Below are 17,018 nucleotides of genomic sequence, written 5' to 3'. Positions count from 1 at the left end.
TGCCATAGTTCATAGAGAAATCTTTTTTTAGAAAACATTATCAAAAAAATGTTTAACTAATAAAAAATTCGGGAAATAAAATTTAATTAAAAACTTTTTGAATTTTTATTCATATCATAATTATATATCCCATATGATGAATGTAAGGAAACCCTACAGGGGGTGGTAAATATAGACATAAGAAAGCAAATATTTTGTAAATTAACGCAAATAATGTAGAATATATTAGTAAATAGGGGTACAATATTTATATAGAAATTCATTCTATTGAATTTGTCACTATTTAGCCATTTGAAAAGGGGTTGTCTGTGGAAAAGAAAATTACATACGCTTGAAGAAAATATTCTTCAAATAAGCTGTCGGTCGCTGGAATTTGCCAAAGGTTTGAAAAAAGGATAGGGAGTGGTTTATTGAAACCTTCAACTAACCGGATGTTAAACCGTATCAAATCCGTCTACATGTTTATTAGTAAGCGTGGAACTGTCACAACACAAGAGCTAGTGGAGGAATTTGGTATTACTCCGCGAACGATTCAAAGAGATTTGAATGTGTTAGCTTATAATGACTTGGTGCAAAGTCCAAGTCGTGGAAAATGGACAACAACTAGAAAAAAAGTGAAAATGACATCCTAAAAAATGAAACAACCGAGATTTAAACTTGTATAATAAAGCAAACCTCACAATGAGTTGCTAGGAAAGCTATTGCTATTCCTGCTGTCAAAGTGAGGTTTTTGCTGCATATTTTCGTATTGTTTGCTGTTTGGCTTAAATCTGCTATTGCTCAATCGATAAGAATTTCTCCATTTGTGATTTTCACAAATTATTATTAATTATCTACTTGATAATTTTGCAATAGCTCTATTTCTTCTTCTGTTAACTCCCGATATTCCCCTAGCTCTAGAGTCTCGTCAAGTTCTAGTGGTCCCATCGAAATCCTTTTTAGGTAAATGACCTTTTTTCCAACACTCTCAAACATTCTTTTAACTTGATGAAATTTCCCTTCTGAAATAGTCAGTTCGATATCAGAAGTGTCTCCAGATTTTAATAGAACGAGATGCCCTGGTTTTGTAAGATATCCATCGTCTAAGACAACTCCTTTTTTAAATGCCTCTATATCTGCTTCTCCCACTTCTCCTCTTATAACGGCAAAATAGGTTTTCGGGACATGCTTTTTCGGAGACAGCAATCGATGGGCCAATTTCCCATCATTTGTTAGCAGAAGCAATCCTTCTGTATCCTTATCCAACCTTCCAACAGGAAACGGATTATATACAGAGTCCTCTATTTGGAGAATGTCTATGACCGTTTCTTCCCTCGAATCCTCTGTTGCAGATATTAGCCCTGGAGGTTTATTCATCATTAAATAGATAAACTCCTTATACTCAATCAATTCGTTATATAAGAATACTTCATCTTTTTCTGGGTCTACTTGGTACTTTGCATCTTTAATGATCTCATCATTTACTTTCACTGCCTTATTTTTCAGGAGCATTTTCACTTCTTTTCTACTCCCATAGCCCAAATTAGCGAGCATTTTGTCAATTCGCATCTAAACTCAACCTCTATCTATTATTTCTTGCTTATTATTTTATTTAAAAGCTAAGTTCCTACTATATTAAAAAGGAAGTCTTAGTTTTTGTTTTATTCTAACTGCTTGATTACCAAATATGCGATAAATCAATTTAGAACGGTAAGCTAGATAAACATATATAAGAACCCCAAAGGCAGCTACAATTACTACCATTAAAAGGGAAGCAAATACCGACTCTGTAGATAAAAATAACTGGAGTATTTTATATACATTCGTTGTAACAATATACATAATAACCGAAAATCCCAAAATGAGAATGCTTCTTCGAATAACTATCTTAAATGAATATTGCGCGTATGCTTTTATTACCCCTAAATTAATCAGGATAGATACAGTATATCCTAATGTAGTGGCAAGTATTGCACCGTTTGTTTCCCATCTTTCAATAAACGGGATATTCAAACTTAGTTTAATCAAAATGCCTACCAATAAACTTAAGATAGTAAAACGTTGCTCATTTAACCCCTGTAAGATTGAAGCTGTTACTGGATAAAGGGAAAATAAAATGGCTACAGGCGCATATAATTTTAATACTTCTGCTCCCAACATAATATCTTCTGTTCCATAAAATAATCGATAAACAGGTTCAGCTAATACGGACAATCCAATACATGCCGGTAAAGTAAGAAATAATAGTACTTGGAAAGTCTGATTTAGATTTGTTGTTAAATCTGAATGGTCTTCTTTTACAAAAGCTCTTGTAATCATCGGAATTAATGCCATTGAGAACCCAGTTGCAAGTGATACTGGGATAATAATAATTTTATGTGTTTGATAATTAAATATATTTAAGGCTGTTTCAGAAATGGAACCAAGCCCAATACTACTCATTGCATGGTTAAAGGTAATAGTATCAACTGCTTGAAATAATGGATTAGCCACTCCCACAAAGACAAATGGAGCAGCAGATAAAAGAATTTCTTTATACATAGAGCGTAAACGAATATCTGTTTGCATGCCTTTATCATACAGTAATAGGCTATCATACTCCTCTTTACTTTTTCTCCAATATAATAGAAGCACAGCTAGTCCGCCAATTGCTCCAACGAATGCTGCAAAAACAGATATACTGACAGCAGTAATCAACTCTCCATTTAATACAAATAGAACGATTGCTGACCCACCAAGCAAAAAAACTATCCGAACAATTTGCTCTATTACCTGTGAAACAGCCGATGGAAACATTGCATCATGTCCCTGAAAAAATCCTCTGATTAAACTCATAAAGGGAACGACGATTAACGCAAAACTTACTGCACGAATAACTGTTGTTACCTGACCTACAGTTGAAGTTAAATCCTCATCTGATATAATAAGTCCGGCTAAAAAAGGAGCAGCTGCATATAAAGCGATAAAGGAGAGAATCCCACTTACTAGCATAATCATTAACCCTGACTTAAATAGCTTCCTCCCTACTTGGTATTCTCCCATTGCATTATATTTCGAGATAAATTTACTTACAGCTAAAGGAATACCAGCTGTTGCAATACTTATTACAATAGTATAAGCTACATAAGAATATTGATATAAGACGGTTCCTTGTTTTCCAACAATCATATTAAATGGTATAACATAAAATAATCCTAACGCTTTGGATATAATTGTCCCCAGTGTTAAAATAAATGTGCCTTTAAGCAATTTTGATGACATATAATCCCTTCCTTAAACGAAGCTCTCTTTAACGTTACATAAATAAGTATTTTACCACGAAAACAACCGATAAAATATATACGATACAAAGTAAATATGAACATTTTTTTACACACTATTAGTAGTTTACCCTTTCTTAAAAAGAAACGCTACTTTTAAAAAAGGCAAGTAACTACTAACAACTTTCTTTTTGATGAATGATTCAAATCGATAAAACGAGCTAAACAATGTACTATTAAAATGAAAAATACCCCAAGAAAGTAGGATGTAGTATGCAATATGATGTAATCGTGATTGGGGGAGGCCCATCAGGATTAATGGCTGCCATTGGTGCAGCAGAGCAAACGGCAAAGGTATTACTAATTGATAAGGGCAATAAACTTGGCAGAAAGCTAGCAATTTCTGGAGGTGGCCGCTGTAATGTCACAAATAGGCTGCCAATTGAGGAAATCATTAAACATATCCCAGGTAATGGACGTTTTCTCTATAGTGGTTTTTCCGAATTTAATAATGAAGATATTATCGCCTTCTTCGAAAACCTTGGAATTGCATTAAAGGAAGAGGACCATGGAAGAATGTTTCCAGTTTCAAATAAAGCACAATCCGTTGTAGATGCCTTATTGGGCGAGTTAGATAGATTAGGTGTAACTATTCAAATAAACTCCCCTGTTAAGACAGTTAGTTATCATGAAAACCATACAAAGACAGTGATTTTAGAAAATGGTGAAGCCAAAACATGCAAATCGCTTATCATTGCGGTAGGAGGAAAATCGGTTCCACATACTGGTTCTACAGGAGATGGCTATGCATGGGCAAAAAAAGCTGGCCATACTATAACCGACTTATTTCCAACAGAGGTTCCAGTTACTTCTAAAGAAGCATTTATTCATAATAAAGACTTACAAGGAGTTTCCTTAAGAAATGTAGGATTAAGTGTTCTTAATCCAAAAGGAAAACCAATAATAACCCACCAGATGGATATGATTTTTACTCATTTTGGAATAAGTGGGCCAGCTGTATTACGCTGCAGCCAATTTGTTGTAAAAGCAAAGAAAAAATGGAATTTAGAAGAAGTAAAAGTGTCCATTGACTCTTTCCCTGCAATAAAAGAAGAAAAACTATTTCAAGACACAATGACTTTACTTAAAAATGAACCAAAAAAAGCGATTAAAAATACGTTAAAGGGTATGTTAATAGAACGATATCTACTGTTTTTACTGGCATTAGCAAATATCGACCCAACAGCTACATGTGCAACGGTTTCCCAAGATAAAATTAGACAGTTTATTCGTTTATGTAAATCCTTTACCTTTGATGTAAATGGAACCTTACCGTTAGAAAAGGCGTTTGTCACAGGTGGTGGTGTTTCTATTAAGGAGATAGTGCCTAAAACAATGGAATCAAAATTGATGGAAGGCTTGTTCTTCTGTGGTGAAATACTAGATATTCATGGTTACACTGGAGGATATAATATTACTTCTGCGTTTGTGACTGGCAGACTAGCAGGTGTTAATGCGGCACTTGTCGCAAAAGGGATGTAGTAAATAAGTGGCTGGAACATAAGCATTTCAACTAATAATAAACACGAAGTGAAATGGAGCGGAGGACGCTCGACTCCTGCGGGAAATAGAGACGCTTTAGACCCCGCAGCGCATGCGAGGAGGGTACTGAAAAAGTGAATTACCTGGTGAATCGGTAGTTATCAAACCATTCTAACTTAATGTAGGTTTTTGTTTTCCGAGGCTTACCGCACGACTCACCGGGGCGAGCGCCGAGCCGCTTCGTCGCTCACGCTCCTGCAGGGTCTCGGACTTTCTCGCATCTCCCGTAGGAGTCGAGCGGACGCCTCTCCAAACCAACTTATTATTCGCTTTCAAATAAATAAAACCTCATTTTATTTGGAGAACTAGACTTTTTCAGTGGTCTCGCATGCGAGGCTCAGCTTCCTCCCCGACGCATCGTGCGTCTGTAGCGCAATGGAACAACTTAGTGTTATAGATTAGTTTTTTTAGTTTTGTCCCAGACTCTTTTTATTTTCCTTCTATGATTTATAAATTATCATCGAGGAAAAACAATAGATTTGATCTTCTTCGTCCTCTTGTATTGCTGCGACATTATATTTAATATCTATCAGTTTTTTCTCATCTATTTTCTGTAGAAATTTATTCATTTGTAATTCAAGATCCTTCTCATGCTCTTGATCAAATAGCTTTACTTTAATCATTATTATTCTCTCCCAATTATTTAGTAGGTTTATTTAAAGGATAGACAAAATTCTCACTATTCAATCAATTTTTCTTAAGATTTTTTCATTATCCATCTTTTTAAAAAAAGCTCAAAGATAAGGAAAAGTAGAAACCTTCCTTCTTTGAGCTTTTCTAAATTATTTTAACTGCAAACTTTTAAACTGTTTTACCATGCCAATCTAGCATGCCGCCTTCCATATTTACTACTTTAAATCCTTGGTCTTGTAGATAGTAACATACGTTTTCGCTTCGCCTGCCTGATCGGCAAATAAAGATGTATTCTTTATCCTTTGAGAAGTACGCTAGATTTTCTGGAATACTATTCATCGGAATATGTTTAGCGCCAGGAATCATTCCTTCTGCTACTTCTTCGTCTTCACGAACATCTACTAATTCTAGTGTTTCCTTGTTATTTAGCTTTTTCTCTAATTCATCTGTTGAAATGGTTTTTATTAAATCCATTCTATTCCCTCCAATAACCTTTTTGTACAATGTGTATATTATTATCTCATTGTAATATAGAGTAATTTGCTAGAATATGCAATTCGTCTGCCCATAGCAAAAACGAGGCCGGTCAATATAGACCAGCCTCTTCTCGTTAATTTGCAACTATATTAACTAATTTCCCAGGAACTGCAATTACTTTACGTACTTGCTTTCCATCAATTTGTTCTTTTACTTGATTGTCTTCCATCGCGATTTGTTCCAATGCATCTTTATTTGCATCTGCTGGAACCATTAGTTTCGCTTTTACTTTTCCATTAATCTGAATAACAATTTCTACTTCATCGTCTACTAATTTTGCTTCATCATATGCTGGCCATGCTTCATAAGCGATAGATTGGTTTGAGCCCGTGATAATTTGCCATAGTTCTTCGGTCATATGCGGACATATTGGTGAAAGTAATTTCACAAATCCTTCTACATATTTTTGGGGAATACTATCTGCTTTATAGCACTCATTGATAAATACCATCATTTGTGAAATAGCTGTGTTAAAGCGAAGCGCTTCAAAATCCTCTGTTACTTTTTTAACTGTTTGATGATAAATTTTGTCTAGCCCCTTCATTTCCTCTATAGTTTGAACTTTTGAAGAAAGCTCCCCATTATCATCAACTAACAATCTCCAAACACGATCAAGGAATCTTCTAGAACCATCAAGGCCATTTGTTGACCATGCAATCGCAGCATCTAGTGGTCCCATGAACATTTCATATAAACGAAGTGTATCAGCTCCATGGCTTGCTACAATTTCATCTGGATTTACGACGTTTCCTTTTGACTTACTCATTTTTTCATTATTTTCACCAAGAATCATTCCTTGGTTGAATAATTTTTGGAATGGTTCTTTCGTTGGAACAACGCCTATATCATAAAGCACTTTATGCCAGAAGCGTGCATATAGAAGATGCAAGACAGCATGTTCTACTCCACCAATGTACATATCAACTGGAAGCCATTCTTTTATTTTTTCAGGGTCTGCAATTTGCTTGTTATTTTTTGGATCAATATAACGTAAATAATACCAGCTGCTTCCTGCCCATTGTGGCATTGTGTTTGTTTCACGTCTACCCTTTTTACCAGTTACAGGGTCTACAACGTTTACCCATTCTGCTATATTTGCTAACGGGGATTCCCCTGTACCAGATGGCTTTATTTCAGATGTTTCTGGAAGTGTCAATGGTAATTCTTCTTCCGGTACTCCAGTCATTGTGCCATCTTCCCAATGGATAATTGGAATTGGCTCACCCCAGTAACGTTGACGACTAAATAGCCAATCACGAAGTCTGTACGTAATTTTCTTCGTTCCAATTTTTTTCTCTTCTAACCAGCTAATCATTTTTGTTATCGCATCTTCTTTATTCAAACCATTTAAGAAATCAGAGTTTACGTGCTCGCCATCACCAGTATAAGCTTCTGCTTCTACATTTCCTCCAGCTACTACTTCTTTAATTGGCAACTCAAATGTCTTTGCAAACTCATAATCTCTTTCATCATGAGCAGGAACAGCCATAATGCTTCCTGTACCATAGCTTACAAGCACATAATCAGCAATCCAAATTGGCATTTTTTCTTCGTTAGCCGGATTAATGGCATAAGCTCCGGTAAATACACCTGTTTTCTCTTTTGCTAAGTCTGTTCTTTCTAAATCACTCTTACTTTTAATTTTTTCTAAGTATGCTTCTACCGCCGCTTTTTGTTCTGAAGTTGTAATTTTTTCTACAAGGGCATGCTCTGGAGCAAGTACAGCATAAGTAGCACCAAATAATGTATCAGGTCTTGTTGTAAATACAGTAAAGTTTTCCTCATGATTGTCAATTTGGAAGGTAACTTCTGCTCCTTCTGAACGGCCAATCCAATTACGTTGCATTTCTTTAATGCTTTCTGGCCAATCTACCTCATCTAAATCTTCTAATAGACGATCTGCATATGCCGTTATTCTTAATACCCATTGGCGCATTGGACGTCTTTCAACAGGATGACCTCCGCGTTCACTCTTTCCATCAATAACTTCTTCATTTGCTAGAACTGTGCCTAATGCCGGGCACCAGTTAACTGCCACTTCATCAACATAAGCTAAGCCCATTTCATATAGCTTTAGAAAAATCCATTGTGTCCACTTATAATATTCTGGGTCAGTAGTATTAATTTCACGATCCCAATCATAGGAAAATCCAAGTGATTTTATTTGGCGACGAAATGTATCAATGTTTTTCTGAGTAAATTCAGCTGGATGGTTTCCAGTATCTAATGCATATTGCTCTGCTGGCAAACCAAATGCATCCCACCCCATAGGATGAAGTACATTAAAATCCTGCATTCTCTTCATTCGAGATAGAATATCTGTTGCTGTATACCCTTCTGGATGTCCAACATGAAGTCCCGCTCCAGATGGATAAGGGAACATATCTAATGCATAAAACTTTTTCTTGCTTTTTTCTTCACTTGTTTTAAAAGTTTTGTTTTCTTCCCAAAACTTTTGCCATTTTTGTTCTATTTTCTGATGATTAAAGCTCATCTTAAATCCTCCTATAAAGTTGTTTTAGCCAAAATAAAAAGCCTCTCATCCCAAATAGGGACGAGAGGCTTTATGTATAATCTCCCGCGGTACCACCCACAATTAGTGAATAAATCACTCGCTTCATTATCCTTTAACGCAGGTGTACGGCAAGCATTACTAAAAGTTCACACTTGCAACTCAAAGGCGAGTTCAAGATGTTTTTGACTGACTTGCACCACCCGTCAGCTCTCTTTTGTTTCAAAAGGGCATCTTTACTATTCCTTATCCGTGTTGTTCACTTATATGGTCTTTATTGTATTGTATTTTGATTCATGTTGCAAGTAGTTTTCAGATGAAGCAGATATCAAGCAATCACTGGCGTATTTCTTTCATTATACGTCTCAACCTGTCTTATGTTCCTTATTTCACCATTTCCCTGCCAATTCAGCAACTAATCGAAGCAACTTTCGATCCTGATTTCGACCAGCAATAAAGGAAAGTCCAATTGGCGCTCCTTCTAAGCTTGCTAATGGTACATTCACTTGCGGAAAACCCGTTAGTCCAGCAATGCAACATAGCTGAAAAGTTTGGCTTCTTTTTACTTCTAACTCTTCCACTGGAAGATTCAAAAGTGGCGCTTTTCCAGGAGCAGTAGGAATAATTAAAATTCCGTCATCTTCAAGCAGTTTTTCCATTCTTTCCTTAATTATACGTCGCTTCTTATTATAATGTGATAAATCCTCTTCTTTTAAAGTACTTGTCCATTGGAATCTTTCTGCTATTCCTGGACCAAAAGTAGGATTTACCTTTTGAATCCACGCTCCATGTTCATGCCAAATCTCTCTTCCTTGGATTTGTCTAAAAATCTCCGCCCATTCCTTTAACCCCTCTTCTGCAATAATAGTACTGGAATAGCTTGGTACAGTAGCCTCTAATTTTTTTAAAAATGGTCTAAAGGTATCCTGTACTTCCTTGTCAGCTAATGCCCATGCATCACTTCCTATCATAAACCGTGTAAAGGAATCATCCTTTTGATTAGGTAAAAGCACGTTTCCTACTTCATATAAGATTTTTGCATCCTGTGCCATCCATCCAACCGTATCAAAACTTTTCGCAAGGGGAATAACACCATCTATAGTAACTGCACCATGGGTAGGACGGAATCCATATATTCCGCAATAGGAAGAAGGTATCCTTACTGATCCTCCTGTATCTGTACCTAACGAGAAATCAGTTAAATCTGCAGCAACTGTCACTGCGGAGCCACAAGAAGAGCCTCCAGGAATACGATTGGCGTCCTTAGGATTAATAGGAGTTCCGTAATGATAGTTTTCTCCGTTTAAGCTATACATTAATTCATCCGTAATCGTCGTTCCCTTTAATGTAGCACCATTATCCAGTAAATCAACAATTGCAGGTGCTGTTTTTTTTGCGGGCTCATGACTTTGGAGCCAATCCGGATTTCCAGCAGAAGAGGCATAATCTTTAATGGCAAATACATCTTTCACGGCAAATGTTAATCCATCCAAGCTTCCCTTTTTTGTAGCTCCAACTGAAATATTTTCATCTATATATGCACCATAATCACGCATCTTTATAAACCCCTCCCCATCTTTCTATCTTTCTTTACATTAAATGATTGACTAGGTTATAGTCTTTTACCTCCCATTTCTTCGCTTTATAATGAATATTGCTAATACATGCATTCGATAAGTAATTTTCGATCGTTAGCTGATCTTCGGATACAACAGTTAATAATGTATGTATAACAGCACCATGCGCCACTAACAATACTTTTTGATCAGGGAACTGAGAAAGTATTTTTTCTAGACCATTCATAATTCTCGTTATTAAAGCCTCTCTCGATTCTTGGTTTGGATACTGATGTTCTGGATACAAAATGGCTCTTTCTTCCCTTGTCTTCCCTTCTGCATCTCCAAAGCTACGCTCCATAAATTCATTCATTTCTACCATCTTTAGCTTTAATGCTTCATTGATGATTATCGCTGTATGCTTTGCCCTTTTCAGTGGACTTGTGACAATGACGTCCCAGTCAGAACCATCTAAATAATCTCGGCATTGTTTTGCCTGCATTATTCCATTTTCATTCAAAGGAATATCTGTCTTCCCTTGAATTTTTCCCCTTACATTCCAATCTGTTTCTCCATGCCTTATTAAACATATCTTTGTCATTTATTTGGTCCTTTCCACGTACTAACGTTATGTTTTAGCGATATTTCTACTTTATTAGAAAATTATTAATTTTTCAAACAAATTAATTGTTAATAAGATTTCCTATTATAAAAAATTCCCCTTTTTTACTAAAGAATCCCTCCTATTACATCTTATTCTATCTGAAAATTCCGCCTTTGGAAAAATCGATATTATTTTATTGCAGGTTTCTCTAAAAGGAACTACACTTATTTCTGGAATTTAGAAATTTAGTTTGCAAAGGAGCATTAATATGCCTCGTTCTCTTTGGCTATTAGTTATTGGAATGGCTGTAAACGTTACAGGCTCTTCTTTACTCTGGCCTTTAAATAGTATTTACATTCATGAGCATTTAGGAAAAACACTAACGGTTGCAGGATTTATCCTAATGCTTAATTCTGGAGCAAGTGTTATTGGTAATTTAATCGGAGGCATTCTTTATGATAAATTAGGTGGATATCTTTCTATCTTATTGGGAATATCTTTAACTGCATCCTCTTTATTAGGTCTAACTCTTTTTCATAATTGGGGTGCATACTGTACTTTCTTTACCTTATCTGGGTTTGGATCAGGAATTATCTATCCTAGCATGTATGCAATGGCAGGAAATGTCTGGCCAGCAGGAGGAAGAAAAGCCTTCAATAGTATTTATGTTGCTCAAAATGTTGGTGTTGCACTTGGGTCAGCGATTGGCGGATTCATTGCCTCTTATTCATTTCAATTTATCTTTTTATCTAACACGCTAATGTATGGAGTATTTTTCCTTATTGCCTTTTTCAGCTATAAAAACATTCAAGTAAAAAATGATATCCTTCCTTCTTTAAATAAGAAAAATTCTAGAAGAAAAGGAAAGCATATATTAAAGGGAAGCCCTGCTATGTATTCTCTTGGAATTTTAGGATTTGGTTATTTATTATGCTGGATCTGCTATGTCCAATGGCAAGCAACAATATCTACCCATACACAGGAACTTGGTATTCCATTAACACAATATAGTTTATTATGGGCTGTAAACGGAGGACTTATTGTTTTTGGTCAACCACTTATTTCTTTTTTCACTAAAAAAGTATGCACATCCATAAAGAAACAAATGCTTATGGGGATTTCCATTTTTATCATTTCCTTCCTAATTGTTGGTAAAGCAGAAATCTTTAGTGGTTTTCTTGCGGCAATGATTATTTTGACCATTGGAGAAATGCTAATTTGGCCAGCTGTCCCAACCATCGCTGACAAGCTAGCTCCTAAAGGAAAAGAAGGCTTTTTCCAAGGGATTGTAAATAGTACTGCTACAGGGGGAAGAATGATTGGGCCGCTTCTTGGAGGAATGCTTGTAGATAGTAGTGGAATGACAGTACTTGTACCTGTTTTAGTGGTCTTATTGGTTATTAGCTTCATTACTGCCTTTTTCTATGATTATCCAACAAAGGAATCTGCTAAATTAACTCCTAAGACGAATTAATATGTAAATGTCCCAACTGTTTCATGCAGTTGGGACATTTTTCATAGCTATTCTTGTCTTGTTTTCGATTTAGCTGGTTGTCCACCAGATTGTTCATATTTCTTTTTTGCTGCTTTGACTAAATCCACATCTTTCCCCAACTCTAGATCCTGATTATTTATCCCATTGCGCGTTTTTTGCTCCGGGTTATTTTTCTTTGAACGTTTATCCATAATGATGCCTCCTTAATGCAATCCTAATGTCAATTGATTTTGCATTTGTTCCACAAGTAATCTCATGCGATGAAGCTCTTCTCGTTGCTGTTGATTAGCACTGTGGTCCATCGTATGCAAATCATTATAAATTTCTTCTAACTGCATTTGTGCATCTGAATATTCATTTGAATTATAATGCTCTTGACGACTTGCTGTTTCATATTGTTGTTCTGCGTAATTGATTACTTGATTGCATCGTTCTAATAATTCATTCATGGACTGACGAGTAGCCAAAAGATAACCCTCCCAACAATCAATACATTTAGAAGCAGCTTTGCTTCCGTCCATAGTATCTGTTTATTAAGCACATCCTATTACTTCCTTTTCTTAACTGATGATGAAATTCTGTTGGATTAAGACTAAAGACATGTTAAAATTCATAGGTGGAAAATATGGAAATAGAAATAAATAAATTTAAATTGCTTAGGAGGTTACTGATATGAATCAGAATAACCCATTCCCATACGCGTCAGATAATAAAAGATACCATACTTGGAATTATCATCTTCGTAACGAGTTTGGACACAAAGTTTTCAAAATTGCATTAGACGGTGGCTTTGATTGCCCAAATCGAGATGGAACAGTAGCACACGGAGGTTGTACTTTTTGCAGTGCTGCTGGTTCTGGGGATTTTGCCGGTAATCGCATCGACAGTCTCGAGAAACAATTTCATGATATAAAAAATAAGATGCATACGAAATGGAAAGACGGAAAATACATGGCCTACTTCCAAGCTTATACGAATACACATGCACCAGTGGACGTACTCCGAGAAAAATACGAAGTCGTTTTAAAGCAAGAAAACGTTGTTGGACTTTCTATTGCAACTCGTCCCGATTGCTTGCCTGATGATGTTGTTGAGTATCTTGCAGAGCTTAACGAACGTACTTATTTATGGGTAGAACTAGGCTTACAAACTGTTCATGAAAAAACAGCAACACTTATTAATCGCGCACATGATTTCCAGACCTATGTTGAAGGAGTTAATAAACTAAGAAAGCATAATATTCGTATCTGTTCCCATATTATTAATGGACTCCCAATGGAAACAAATGAAATGATGATGGAAACTGCCAAAAGTGTTAGTGAACTTGATGTACAAGGAATAAAAATCCACTTGCTTCATCTGCTTAAAGGAACGCCAATGGTAAAGCAATACGAAAAAGGCATGCTTGAATTTTTAACATTTGATCAATATATATCACTGGTTTGTGATCAATTAGAAATATTACCACCAGAGATGATTATTCATCGAATTACCGGTGACGGACCAATTGAGTTGATGGTTGGACCGATGTGGAGTGTAAATAAATGGGAAGTTTTAAATAAAATTGATGCAGAATTAAAAAACAGAAATAGTTGGCAAGGAAAATTTTATCAGGCAAATAAGAAGGTGACACAATGAAGCTTGAAAGAGTTATTCCTTTTGCACATCAATTATTAGAAAAAGTTGTTTCAAAAGGCGCCATCGCTATCGATGCTACAATGGGTAATGGGCATGATACGGTCTTCCTCGCAAAACTTGTTGGCGAAAAAGGGAAAGTTTATAGCTTTGATATTCAAAAAGATGCTTTACTTGCGACAAAGGACAAGCTAACCAGTCAAAAATTGGAAGCAACTGCTTCTCTTCATTTGTGCGGACATGAGCATATAATGGAAGTTGTTCCTACTATGTACCATGGTAAAGTCACTGGTGCTATTTTTAATCTAGGCTACTTGCCTGGAGGGGATAAATCGATTGTAACAAAGGCTGACACAACTATTGCAGCAATCGAACAATTACTACAAATCCTGTCTAAAGAAGGTATTATTGTATTAGTTATATATCATGGCCATCCCGAAGGTGCTATTGAACGAGACAAGTTAATTGCCTTTGTCGAAAATATAAATCAACAGGAAGCCCATGTACTTCGCTACCAGTTTATTAATGGAATTAATAATCCTCCTTTCATTATTGCTATTGAAAAAAGATAATGTCAAATTTATCTAATTAGGGCTGGGGTGTTAACCTTTCCCTTATTGGATTATATATTAAAAAAGTTAGACAAAACTACCCTTTTTCAAGAAGTTTGTCTAACTTTTTCTAATTACATTTATTTACTAAATGCTCTTAATGCTATGGCTGGAACTACTTTTTGAAATTTTCTATAGGCTCTTCCATTTAAATAGAAAAAATAACCAATTGGACCTGAGGTTTTTATCATGTTTTTCGCAAGTTTTCGGATATTTTGCTGTTTATAAACCTTCTCATCTGATAAATAAACACCTAATAATCCCCTATTAATCAATTTATGAAATTTCTGATGTGGCAATTTATTAGTATGACGGTCTGCCTCTGTTACAAAATGTTTTAACCGATTGAATAACTCTTCCTCATTTTTATAATAAAAGCAGAAATTTAAATCTCCACCTATTTTATCTTCCTCTTGATCAATAAAATAATCTAACAGTATATGAAGACCTTGAATGTATGGAAAATACCCGTCTCTAATTAAAGCGGCATAGGAATCATCAAAGTCATCACGAAACGCATAAGAAACTAAGCAAAATATCCCTAGAGTAGATCCGGAGCAAGCAGAAAATTCATACCACTCCATTTTTGGCACATGATTTTTATTTTTCTCAAACCAAAACTTTAATCTTGGAATTCGCTCTTCCATATTTACATGTTTATGTATTTGTAAATCACAGTAATAGCGGCATAACTCAAGAAGCTGTTCTCTTATACTCGCATAATTCTGTAGCTCACTCAGTGTATCCCTACAAGTTTTAGCAAGATCATATAAATAGCCTCCATCATCTTGGTCTTCTCGATAACGATAATAGTTACTCGGCTCAGCACCTACTGTTAAGGCATGCTCCATCGATTCATGCAAAGCTGAAAAATCATTCGGATCTAGTGAAGTGCTTCGATCACAGAGATTATCTAAATAATCACTTATGGTTTGATAAGCAACAATAAATTTAATTACTTCTTTGTATTTACTCATGGCTATAAGCGCCATAATGGAACCACCTTCACAATGAAAGGTTTTATGCTCAATACTTGCTAATGCTTGCTTCCTTAATTCTAAATTGGGAATATTCCTTGCTCTTTGTGTCCAATAATTTAATTCCTGATGAACAACTGGAAAAACCTTCAAGTAAACCTTCGACATTAATGTTAATGGCATCTTTGGAACTGACATATTAAATACCTCGCTTATACGATATAACCAATTGCTTTCAATTGACTATTGATAAAATCCTTCGTGTATTCAAACACTTCTTCTCTTTCTGGTTCATTAAATATTTCATGATAATAATCTGGCCATTCCTTATATCGCTTTTCTGATAATGGTACCATATTGAACCAGGATTTTACCATTTTTTTATCTACAACAAGATCACCGCCTCCTTGCATAACTAGTAGGGGCAAGTCTTGTGTTTTCGCTATATCTTCAAAAGCTCGTTTTGTTGCGTCAATTAATTCTCGATACCATCTTACAGAAACTTTTGTGATGTATAATGTATCATTGGAGTCAATTTCTCTAACCTCTGCATTGCGAGTTGCCATATCAATCGTTAATCCAGAATTAATTCTAAGTTTGGGAGCCACTTTATTTAAGACAAGGGACATTAAACTTATTAATTTATTTGGATATTTTACTAATCCTAAACAAGGGGAGGATAAAATCATCCCCGCAATTTTTAATTTATCTTGTTGAAGCAATCTAATGGATGCAAGGCCACCCATACTGTGCCCCAATAAAAAAACAGGCAAATCAAATTGATATGCTGCTTGAATCCAATCTTTAATTTCTATTGTATATTCATCAAAAGAGTCTATATGCCCTCTATCAGATCTTGTTGTCATTCCCTGTCCAGGAAGATCTCCCATTACAACATGAAAACCGGCTAACCGAAACATTTCAATAAGCCATCCATATCTTCCATGGTGCTCCATTGCTCCATGAACAATAACAATGACAGCCTTTGCGTTTCCCTCAGCTTCCCATTTCCACATAACAGTTCCTCCATCCCATCCAAAATCTATATTATTTTACATATTTTCAAACAAAACATAGTTATTAAGGAAAAATAAAGATTTGTTTTATACATTAACCATTAAAGAATGAAACCCTTTAAGCGAAGTATAGTTTTATTATTATTTTCCAAAGTTTCTTTAATTATAGCAAATATATTGAAAATGTAACGATATTAACCATCACACGTCCATGCTCAAAAATTATGGTATACTAGAAGGTGGTTTAATTTGTCGAATATTAGGGAAGGAAATCATGAATGAATATCGTTTAAAGAAGCATTCAACTAAGCATTATTGCGTTATAAATATTACTCTATTTTCCTAAAGGTATTCTTATTTTAAACCGATAAAAATAAATAAAGATAGTAATTAGGTGAGAATATAAAATGAATTCAAATACAATGATAGTCCTATCATTAATTACATTGTTTTTCTTATTATATTTATTGGTAACTCAACTTTCGCAGAGTGATATCGGCAAATAAGCCTTGATATAATTAGGAAGGCCAGCGATCCACTGTTCAAGTTGACTTTGAATTATTTTTTTGATTTTCTTATTCGTTTGTTTAAGTGCATCTTG

The 17,018-nt window shown here is 35.3% G+C and carries 16 protein-coding genes and 1 other annotated feature; of the genes, 5 read left to right on the top strand and 11 right to left on the bottom strand.

The window, feature by feature from the left end:
* The first annotated feature begins 410 nt into the window (after positions 1-410).
* On the top strand, positions 411-632 hold the full coding sequence (locus QQZ16_RS15550) for a DeoR family transcriptional regulator (RefSeq protein WP_016202849.1): 222 nt from the start codon (positions 411-413) through the stop codon (positions 630-632).
* A gap of 193 nt (positions 633-825) precedes the next feature.
* On the opposite strand, the gene QQZ16_RS15545 is transcribed toward QQZ16_RS15550, so the two are convergent.
* Together QQZ16_RS15545 and QQZ16_RS15540 are read right to left on the bottom strand one after the other, a co-directional pair.
* Positions 826-1,548 (bottom strand): pseudouridine synthase, encoded by a 723-nt coding sequence (locus tag QQZ16_RS15545; RefSeq protein WP_031540497.1) that lies wholly within the window; start codon positions 1,546-1,548, stop codon positions 826-828.
* Between the two features lie 66 nt (positions 1,549-1,614).
* A complete protein-coding gene (locus QQZ16_RS15540) occupies positions 1,615-3,240 on the bottom strand; it encodes a putative polysaccharide biosynthesis protein (protein WP_284561514.1) in 1,626 nt (541 codons plus the stop codon).
* A 272-nt stretch (positions 3,241-3,512) separates the two neighbouring features.
* Here QQZ16_RS15540 and QQZ16_RS15535 point away from each other — a divergent pair, with 272 nt between their 5' ends.
* Positions 3,513-4,781, top strand: a complete 1,269-nt coding sequence (locus QQZ16_RS15535) for an NAD(P)/FAD-dependent oxidoreductase (RefSeq protein WP_284561513.1) — start codon at positions 3,513-3,515, stop codon at positions 4,779-4,781.
* 500 nt (positions 4,782-5,281) lie between these two features.
* Here QQZ16_RS15535 and QQZ16_RS15530 read toward each other — a convergent pair whose 3' ends face one another.
* From QQZ16_RS15530 to QQZ16_RS15510, 5 genes are all read right to left on the bottom strand, one after another.
* On the bottom strand, positions 5,282-5,464 hold the full coding sequence (locus QQZ16_RS15530) for a sporulation protein Cse60 (protein ID WP_031540494.1): 183 nt from the start codon (positions 5,462-5,464) through the stop codon (positions 5,282-5,284).
* Positions 5,465-5,642: 178 nt separating this feature from the next.
* Positions 5,643-5,948: a rhodanese-like domain-containing protein gene (locus QQZ16_RS15525; RefSeq protein WP_031540493.1), complete on the bottom strand. Its 306-nt coding sequence runs from the start codon at positions 5,946-5,948 to the stop codon at positions 5,643-5,645.
* A 136-nt stretch (positions 5,949-6,084) separates the two neighbouring features.
* Entirely contained in the window at positions 6,085-8,505 is a 2,421-nt protein-coding gene (leuS, locus tag QQZ16_RS15520; RefSeq protein ID WP_031540492.1) for a leucine--tRNA ligase, read from the bottom strand.
* Positions 8,506-8,558: 53 nt separating this feature from the next.
* Positions 8,559-8,785, bottom strand: a binding site (T-box leader).
* Between the two features lie 127 nt (positions 8,786-8,912).
* Positions 8,913-10,079 carry an amidase gene (locus QQZ16_RS15515; protein ID WP_031540491.1) on the bottom strand — a complete coding sequence of 389 codons (1,167 nt, stop codon included), beginning with the start codon at positions 10,077-10,079 and terminating at the stop codon, positions 8,913-8,915.
* A gap of 34 nt (positions 10,080-10,113) precedes the next feature.
* The gene (locus QQZ16_RS15510; protein ID WP_031540490.1) at positions 10,114-10,680 is read right to left on the bottom strand and encodes a histidine phosphatase family protein; all 567 of its coding nucleotides are present in this window, start codon (positions 10,678-10,680) and stop codon (positions 10,114-10,116) included.
* Between the two features lie 271 nt (positions 10,681-10,951).
* Between QQZ16_RS15510 and QQZ16_RS15505 the strand changes: the two genes are divergently transcribed.
* Positions 10,952-12,157, top strand: coding sequence for an MDR family MFS transporter (locus tag QQZ16_RS15505; RefSeq protein ID WP_031540489.1), 1,206 nt, complete (start codon positions 10,952-10,954; stop codon positions 12,155-12,157).
* 47 nt (positions 12,158-12,204) lie between these two features.
* On the opposite strand, the gene QQZ16_RS15500 is transcribed toward QQZ16_RS15505, so the two are convergent.
* Positions 12,205-12,369, bottom strand: a complete 165-nt coding sequence (locus QQZ16_RS15500) for a hypothetical protein (RefSeq protein ID WP_031540488.1) — start codon at positions 12,367-12,369, stop codon at positions 12,205-12,207.
* 12 nt (positions 12,370-12,381) lie between these two features.
* On the bottom strand, positions 12,382-12,645 hold the full coding sequence (locus QQZ16_RS15495) for a YtzC family protein (protein ID WP_031540487.1): 264 nt from the start codon (positions 12,643-12,645) through the stop codon (positions 12,382-12,384).
* Between the two features lie 205 nt (positions 12,646-12,850).
* Between QQZ16_RS15495 and QQZ16_RS15490 the strand changes: the two genes are divergently transcribed.
* A complete protein-coding gene (locus QQZ16_RS15490; protein ID WP_031540486.1) occupies positions 12,851-13,816 on the top strand; it encodes a TIGR01212 family radical SAM protein in 966 nt (321 codons plus the stop codon).
* A complete protein-coding gene (locus QQZ16_RS15485) occupies positions 13,813-14,385 on the top strand; it encodes a tRNA (mnm(5)s(2)U34)-methyltransferase (RefSeq protein ID WP_031540485.1) in 573 nt (190 codons plus the stop codon). The genes QQZ16_RS15490 and QQZ16_RS15485 overlap by 4 nt, the downstream gene beginning before the upstream one ends.
* A gap of 119 nt (positions 14,386-14,504) precedes the next feature.
* On the opposite strand, the gene QQZ16_RS15480 is transcribed toward QQZ16_RS15485, so the two are convergent.
* The gene (locus QQZ16_RS15480) at positions 14,505-15,599 is read right to left on the bottom strand and encodes a tetraprenyl-beta-curcumene synthase family protein (protein ID WP_031540484.1); all 1,095 of its coding nucleotides are present in this window, start codon (positions 15,597-15,599) and stop codon (positions 14,505-14,507) included.
* Positions 15,600-15,613: 14 nt separating this feature from the next.
* Complete coding sequence (locus QQZ16_RS15475) at positions 15,614-16,417, bottom strand: alpha/beta hydrolase (protein WP_031540483.1); 804 nt, start codon at positions 16,415-16,417, stop codon at positions 15,614-15,616.
* Positions 16,418-17,018: the final 601 nt, after the last annotated feature.

It is taken from the genome of Bacillus sp. T2.9-1 (genome assembly GCF_950097965.1).
In the GTDB taxonomy this organism is placed as follows: Bacteria; Bacillota; Bacilli; order Bacillales; family Cytobacillaceae; genus Niallia; species Niallia hominis.
Note: the sequence above shows the minus strand (reverse complement) of the source record. Positions and strands in the feature narration are given on the sequence as shown.